Consider the following 6,707-nt stretch of genomic DNA (forward strand, 5'->3'; position numbering starts at 1 on the left):
ATCTTGTGCTCATACAATACTCCCCTTTTCCATTAAATATTATGAATAACACCTAGCGGTGATCTTCAACACTCTAACTGTCGAAAAGTGAAAGATTCTGGTATCGCTACCATATTGACTCGTCAAAGAACTTTTTCGAAGCTCGGTTAGCAGCCACAACAAGAATTAATCCGATAATTCCTTGCATTAACCCAACAGCAGTCGCGTAGCCGTATTGCCCGTTTTGAAGTCCCACCCGAATGATATAGGTATCTAGGATATCTGCCAGTTCCATGTTGCCGGGAGTTCGCATGAGATAGATTTGATCAAACCCTGCCTGTAAAATGTTGCCCAGTGATAAAATAAACAGAATGGAAATCGTTAGGCGAATACCCGGCAAAGTAACGTGCCAGATTTCGTGCCACTTATTAGCGCCATCAATTTTGGCGGCTTCATGCAGTTCAGGATTAATGCCTGCTATAGCGGCCAAATAAATGATAGAGTCCCAGCCAATGCTCTGCCAGATATGACTTCCAAACATAAGAGGATAAAAGTACTTGCTTTCCATCATGAAAAACGTACTGCCGTCTCCTCCGAGAAATCGAATCACTTCGTTAAGCAGCCCTGTATCCGGAGCAAGCACCCGCTGCATGAGACCGATAACAATAACCCAGGAAAGGAAATGCGGCAGATACGAAATGCTTTGGGTGATTCCTCGAAATCTCCGATGTCTGATTTCATTAAACATCAGCGCAAGCAGAATCGGAAAAGGCAGTCCCACGAAGACTTTAATACTGCTAATTATCAACGTGTTTTTAATTAACTTCCCGCTTTGATAATCGTTAAAAAATGCCTTGAAATACGTGAGTCCCACCCAAGGACTGCCTAGAATACCTTTGTTGAACTGATAGTTCTTAAAGGCCAGCATCAATCCGCCCATGGGGATGTAAGAGAAAATAACGAAAAATACAAGACAGGGAAGGAGCATGAGATACAAATGCTTGTGTTGCCGTATTCGTTTTCCTAGATCAGCATTTCTCTTCTTCACCGCAGCACCGACATTAGCTTGCGGCAGATTCGTTTCCATGTCATGACCACCTTCCTATGACGATCTCATTTTTTCTGGTATCGATACCAGATTTTCCTCCAATAGCATCCTCATGATGAGGATTGGATGTAGGCAAGCGTTTTCTGGTATCGCTTCCATATGGGATTAAACCTAGTATAGATGAGTTGGTTATTTTTGACAATACTCTTTTTTTGAGCTTATTCGCTTGCGCGGCTCGGGGCTTCTCGCGCGGGTGCATCGCGGCGCGGATGGGTTTTCACCGTGAGACGGCCTTTCTGGGACTCTCACGGTATTTCCAGGCCATCTCGGATTGCGAGATGGCCTTTTGGGGTTTCTCGCGCGGGTGCATCGAGAATTTACCCTCAAATACTACATCGAAAAAGCCTGTACCCATCCAAAAATCGGATCGACACAGGCCTTTTAACTTACTTCCCACTCTTCACTTCTTCGAGCATGGATAAATCAACGAACTTACGAAGATCAAGCTCATTTTCCTTAATGCCCTTAATATATCGGGCAGCGATCGAGACCTTCGCCATCTCCTCCATCACCTTGACGTCAACGTCCGTGGTGAGCTTCAGACGGCTAAGCGAAGCTTTGATCAAGCTTTTGTCCATGCCTTTGCCGCTGTACTGCTTCAGTTGGTTGTTGATGAGATCATAAGCTTGCTCCGGGTTGTTCTGAATGAACGCGATGCCGTCCATATTGGCTTTGATCGCGCCCTTGACAATGTCCCGGTGACGCTGAATCATTGAATCGCTCGCCACCATAATCACCGTCGGATAATCGCCATTGTTCGGCGGGATCGCCTGCCAATCGACGACGACCTTGCCAAGCCCGGCCTTCTCGATCTGCGTCCCCCATGGCTCGGGAACAAGCGTCGCATCAATTTCCTGCTGCCGGAAGGAAATGAGCGCATCCGAAGGCGAGCGCACGATGAGATGGGCGCTTCCCTTGTCACGGCCCAACGAGATGCCTTCTTGCTGAAGCAGCATCCGCAGTGAAATCTCATTCGTATTCCCTTTGGACGGAATCGCGATCGTTTTATCAACTAAATCTTTAACGCCATTAATTCCTGCGTCATTACGGGCAACAAGCACCGCACCGCCATTATTGGAGCCGGAAACGACGCGATAGTTCCCGCTTTTCAGATAAAAGGTTGTCGCAGGCCCAGGACCTACGAAGCCCACATCGATATCTCCTGTCGCCATCGCAATAGATAAGTCAGAGCCGTTATCGAAGGCTGTGACCTCGATTTTCACCTCATCGCCCCATTCCCGGGCGAAATAACCATTCTCCAGTGCGATATAGGCTGCGGCATGTGTGACATTTTTAAATACACCAACCCTGACCACCTGCGGTTTACCGGAAGCTGTAAGCTTCTCCTCGCAGGCACTCAGCGTCGTAACTACGAACAAAAGCAGCAGCAGCATCCAAGCTTTTTTTCTCATGCGAACCGCTCCCTGCTAAGACTTCGAGCCGGCGAGGCCGTAGCGCTCCAGCACTTTATCTTCCAGTTTCTTAAAGCAGAAATGATCAGAAACCGTGCCCAGCACAGCGATAATGATGACGATACACAACATGAGCGAAGTGTCGCCCAAATTGCGTCCGTCCTGCAGCAGCTGACCAAGTCCCGCGCCTTTGGCGATAAGCTCCCCAGCAACAAGGGCGCGCCAAGCAAAGGCCCAAGCCGTACGTACGCCGTTGATTAAATGGGGGAAAGCCGCCGGAATCATGATCTGCACGAACATTTTATACCCGTTGCCTGTTCCCATCGTCTGTGCAGCGCGCAGGTAAATCGGCGGAATGTTCTTGATTCCTGTGCGGCTTGCAAGCGCCATCGTCCAGGTCGCGCCAAGCGTCGTAATGAAAATAACCGAGGATTCGTTAAGACCGAACCATATAATAGCAAAAGGCAGCCAAGCAATACTTGGAATCGTCTGCAGCGAAACGACCAAAAAGCCCAGCGTATCATCCAGCAGACGGTAACGTGCGAATAGAAAACCTAATGTCGTCCCAATTGCAAGCGATAGGGCGAACGAGACCAATAACCGGATCATACTGGCCAAAGTCGCCGCCAGCAGCTCGCCATGTACCAAGCCGTCATAAAAAGCTTGCAGTGTCTGGGTCGGCGAGGGAAATTTCCAGCCCCAATCAAAAAGCCTAAATCCCGCCTCCCAAGCTATCAGAAGCAGTACCAGAAAAATCGTTCTTCTTAATGCGGTACTCATCACCCGTCTCCTCCCTTACCACCTTCTCAAGCTCATCCGCCAGCGCGTCCATGGCCGCGTTCTCCACATGATGCAGCAGCGGATCAGCCGTATCCCGGGGTCTTGCCGCCTGCACAGTGAATTCCTTCTTAATCGTGCCAGGACGTGTGGACATGACGACAACTCGATCGGAGAGAATGACCGCTTCCCGGATGTTATGCGTGATGAAGAGGATTGTTTTGCGCGTTCGCATCCAAATTTCTTCCAATTCCTTATGCAAAATCAGGCGTGTCTGCTCATCTAACGCCGCAAAGGGCTCATCCATGAGCAGAATCTCAGGATCCATCGCCAGCGCTCTGGCAATTGCTGCCCGCTGCTTCATCCCACCAGATAGCTCATGTGGGTACCGATCTGCGAAGCGGCTGAGATGCACCGATTTGATCTGCTCCATGGCAAGCTCGTGGCGCTCTTTTTTGGGGATGCCCTTCTGCTTGAGGCCGAATGCCACATTGTCCAAGACAGTAAGCCACGGGAACAGACCGTGCTCTTGGAACACGACCACGCGGTCGGCCCCAGCGCCGGTTACCTTTTTGCCATTTACTTCGATTGTGCCTTCCGTTTGTGTATCGAAGCCTGCGACGAGGTTCAGCACCGTCGATTTTCCACAGCCGGATGGCCCCAGTACGGAGACGAACTCGCCTTTTTTTATCGTTAACGTGATATTGTCCAGCGCCTTATAATTGCCGCCGATTCGCTGTACGAACGTCTTGCTGACACCTTTAATCTCGATCAAAATGCTTCCCCCCACTCGGGTACGTCCCGTAGTCGTTTACATTAAAACAGCATCTTTAATCCTGCGAGACCAAGCCCGATGATAAATCCGCAGATCGCACCGTTGACGCGAATCCATTGCAAATCCTTGCCGATCTTATCTTCCATCAGCTCAGTCAGCYTCTCGTTATCGAATTTATCCAGGTTTTCTTTGACGAGCTGACCGATTTTACTGTGATTTTTCTCCAAATAGGAAGCAATCTGCTCCTGCACCCAGATCTCGCCGCGCTGCAGCAAAGCTTCGTTCTCTTTCACAGATGTAAGCACATTTCGAATGATCGGAACGACATGCACAGGGACAAATTCAGGCTGGTCCACGAACTCTACAGCTCTAGCCTTCAGACGTGCAAGAAGTCCGGATAGCTTCGTATCCAGCTCGAACATGTCGGGCAGCTTCGCTTTGAGCGATTCCAGCTCGGCCAAAAGCTTCGGATTTCTCTCCAGCTTATTTAGCTCATTACGAATGAAGGAAAGCACAGCCTCTCTACGCGGATGCTGCTTCATTCGCATTTGCTCAATGTAGGAAAGCAAGAAGTTCTGGATAATGCCCCCGATCTTCTCCTCATTGACCATCCCGATGAACGCGTTCACGGCAAACGCCATGAAGCCATTGGATTGCAAGCCCTCGAACGCCTTGATCGCCATTGCTCCAAGCTGATCGCGTGTCTCCGTTTTGAACGCCCAGGCTTCCACTTTATCGAGGACAAAATCAAGCGTTTTGCCGTCATAACCACCGTCCTTGACCGTATCGACAAGCGCGCGAACGAGCCGGCTCGTATCCACGTCCTGAAGCGCTTTGCTAATCTCATCCGCGAGCAGCGGTGTTAATTTTTCAAGATCAATGGCGTTTAACACTTGTTTGGCAAGCGTACTTAGGCCTTTATGAAGCGCTTCGCTGTCCAGATGGCTTTCCGCTAGCTCGAGACCTCTTTCAAGAAAACGAATTTGCTGCAAACGCGCACGGATCGTTTCTTTGGAGAGCAGCTCATTTTGCACCGTGGAGACGAGTGCGTTCGTGATTTTCTCACGATTCTTCGGCAGCAGCGCCGTATGTGGAATCGGAATGCCCATCGGGTGACGGAACAAGGCGCTAACCGCGAACCAGTCTGCCAAACCGCCTACAACCCCGGCTTCAAATCCACCTTGCAGGAAGCCTCCCCACACCGTAGAAGCTACAGGAATTGTAGCCAAAAAACCTGCTCCCATCACACCTAAGGAGACCGTTGCTATATACTTTGCTTCTTTTTTCATCGTCATAACATCTCTTTCTTTCTCGATTTTCAATCACCATTCGTTCTATTTTACCACAAATTCCGACGAAAGCTGTTCTTGAACCCGAAACTGTTGAATACACTTCGGTATGTGTACAATCGGCAAGGCTTGGCCGAAGCTAAGAGACCTAGGAGGAACCTTTCAATGAGCCTAAATGAGACCATAACGCCCTGGCAGGAACAGTTGTTTTGGGTTGAAATCCTACAGGATCACGCCATTTTTGTGGACGAGGCACTTGCCAATGAAGAGGTGCAGTGGATCACCATCGCCAAACGATACATAGCGGCATTCACCGAGCTGAGGAATCGCATTTTGAAAACAGATCCTTCCCTGCCGGTCTCCTCGGAAACCATGATTCAGCTCTCTAAAGACATATACCCCGTTGCGCACGGGTATTATCAGTTTGAAGGTTTTATGCAGCATTTGCGAATTGAAAATAAAGTCGTCATCTCGCTGACACCCGTGTATTTTAACGGAACTTTATTGGAAAACGGCGAGTATCTGCGGATTCTGCACGCTTGGATGAATGGTGTGCCTTACGAGCCCCTGCCGCTTGTTGCGCTGATGGAGATGTGGCTGGAGGATCAACTTGGACATACTGTGCTTCTGGGCAATCATCTGGATCCAACGGAAATGGAGCTGCTAAAAAGTACCCAGCAGTACGCCCAGCAATTCAGCGCCCATATCGTCAAAAACACCGCCATCCGCGGCTTTCTCCGCTTCACCGCACCCGGTTTCCCGGTCCAGCAGAAGTTCGCCAGACAAGTGGCGGAGACGGTCATCGGCTTCTATCGAGTTGTCGAAGAGGTCATCCGAGAGTATCAGCATACCGAGCTGCTTAGCCGACTGACCTTGCGTTTCCTCGAGCATCACCTGCCGGAAACATGCTACTTTTTGCGCAAGCTGGCTGCTTACAACGTGGAGATTCTAACTTTGCCGAATTGTCCGCTGACGAAGCCGTCTTTTGAGTGATTGGGGTTGGGGAGTGTATGGGATGGCTGGAGAGCCGGGAGAGCTGGGAGAGCTGGAAAAGCCGGAAGAGCAGGGATGGCTGGGAGAGCTGGGATGGCTGGGAGAGCTGGGAGAGCTGGAAGGCAAAAAAACCGTCAGGCTCTTTACACTTTGCCTGGACGGTTTTTCCTCATGCGATTAATGAATTAGCAGGAAAAAGCGGCGTTAATTTCCATCTACGTCTATCGATGGAATGAATTAACTGGAAAAACCTCTGCTAATTCAACCTCATTTACCTACTTCAGCGGTTTCAATGGAATTTAGATGGAGAAATTCCAGTTAAACCGCTCAAATTCTCTATTCGAGTGAAAATAACGGGAGATTATCCCGTTAAC

General features: G+C 49.6%; 7 protein-coding genes. 2 read left to right on the forward strand and 5 right to left on the reverse strand.

All coding sequences use genetic code 11. The features are described from left to right. Window positions 1–106 precede the first annotated feature (106 nt). The 5 genes from AC1DUA_RS17495 to AC1DUA_RS17515 form a co-directional block, all read right to left on the reverse strand. Window positions 107–1,066 carry an ABC transporter permease gene (locus tag AC1DUA_RS17495; RefSeq protein ID WP_477500987.1) on the reverse strand — a complete coding sequence of 320 codons (960 nt, stop codon included), beginning with the start codon at window positions 1,064–1,066 and terminating at the stop codon, window positions 107–109. Window positions 1,067–1,473: 407 nt separating this feature from the next. After that, window positions 1,474–2,499 (reverse strand): ABC transporter substrate-binding protein, encoded by a 1,026-nt coding sequence (locus AC1DUA_RS17500; protein ID WP_477500988.1) that lies wholly within the window; start codon window positions 2,497–2,499, stop codon window positions 1,474–1,476. Window positions 2,500–2,514: 15 nt separating this feature from the next. Further along, entirely contained in the window at window positions 2,515–3,279 is a 765-nt protein-coding gene (locus AC1DUA_RS17505; protein ID WP_161407932.1) for an ABC transporter permease, read from the reverse strand. Further along, window positions 3,212–4,051: an ABC transporter ATP-binding protein gene (locus AC1DUA_RS17510; RefSeq protein WP_477500989.1), complete on the reverse strand. Its 840-nt coding sequence runs from the start codon at window positions 4,049–4,051 to the stop codon at window positions 3,212–3,214. The genes AC1DUA_RS17505 and AC1DUA_RS17510 overlap by 68 nt, the downstream gene beginning before the upstream one ends. 41 nt (window positions 4,052–4,092) lie before the next feature. Further along, window positions 4,093–5,340, reverse strand: coding sequence for a DUF445 domain-containing protein (locus tag AC1DUA_RS17515; protein WP_477500990.1), 1,248 nt, complete (start codon window positions 5,338–5,340; stop codon window positions 4,093–4,095). Window positions 5,341–5,505: 165 nt separating this feature from the next. Here AC1DUA_RS17515 and AC1DUA_RS17520 point away from each other — a divergent pair, with 165 nt between their 5' ends. Next, window positions 5,506–6,333: a DUF2935 domain-containing protein gene (locus tag AC1DUA_RS17520; protein ID WP_477500991.1), complete on the forward strand. Its 828-nt coding sequence runs from the start codon at window positions 5,506–5,508 to the stop codon at window positions 6,331–6,333. A 22-nt stretch (window positions 6,334–6,355) separates the two neighbouring features. Continuing rightward, complete coding sequence (locus AC1DUA_RS17525; protein ID WP_477500992.1) at window positions 6,356–6,514, forward strand: hypothetical protein; 159 nt, start codon at window positions 6,356–6,358, stop codon at window positions 6,512–6,514. Window positions 6,515–6,707: the final 193 nt, after the last annotated feature.

Source organism: Paenibacillus sp. 01T422 (assembly GCF_056398785.1).

Bases quoted from the DNA above. Each gene is read 5' to 3' on its own strand.
- AC1DUA_RS17525 (WP_477500992.1), top strand. From the start codon at position 6,356: ATGGCTGGAGAGCCGGGAGAGCTGGGAGAGCTGGAAAAGCCGGAAGAG.
- AC1DUA_RS17505 (WP_161407932.1), bottom strand. From the start codon at position 3,279: ATGAGTACCGCATTAAGAAGAACGATTTTTCTGGTACTGCTTCTGATA.
- AC1DUA_RS17520 (WP_477500991.1), top strand. From the start codon at position 5,506: ATGAGCCTAAATGAGACCATAACGCCCTGGCAGGAACAGTTGTTTTGG.
- AC1DUA_RS17500 (WP_477500988.1), bottom strand. From the start codon at position 2,499: ATGAGAAAAAAAGCTTGGATGCTGCTGCTGCTTTTGTTCGTAGTTACG.
- AC1DUA_RS17495 (WP_477500987.1), bottom strand. From the start codon at position 1,066: ATGGAAACGAATCTGCCGCAAGCTAATGTCGGTGCTGCGGTGAAGAAG.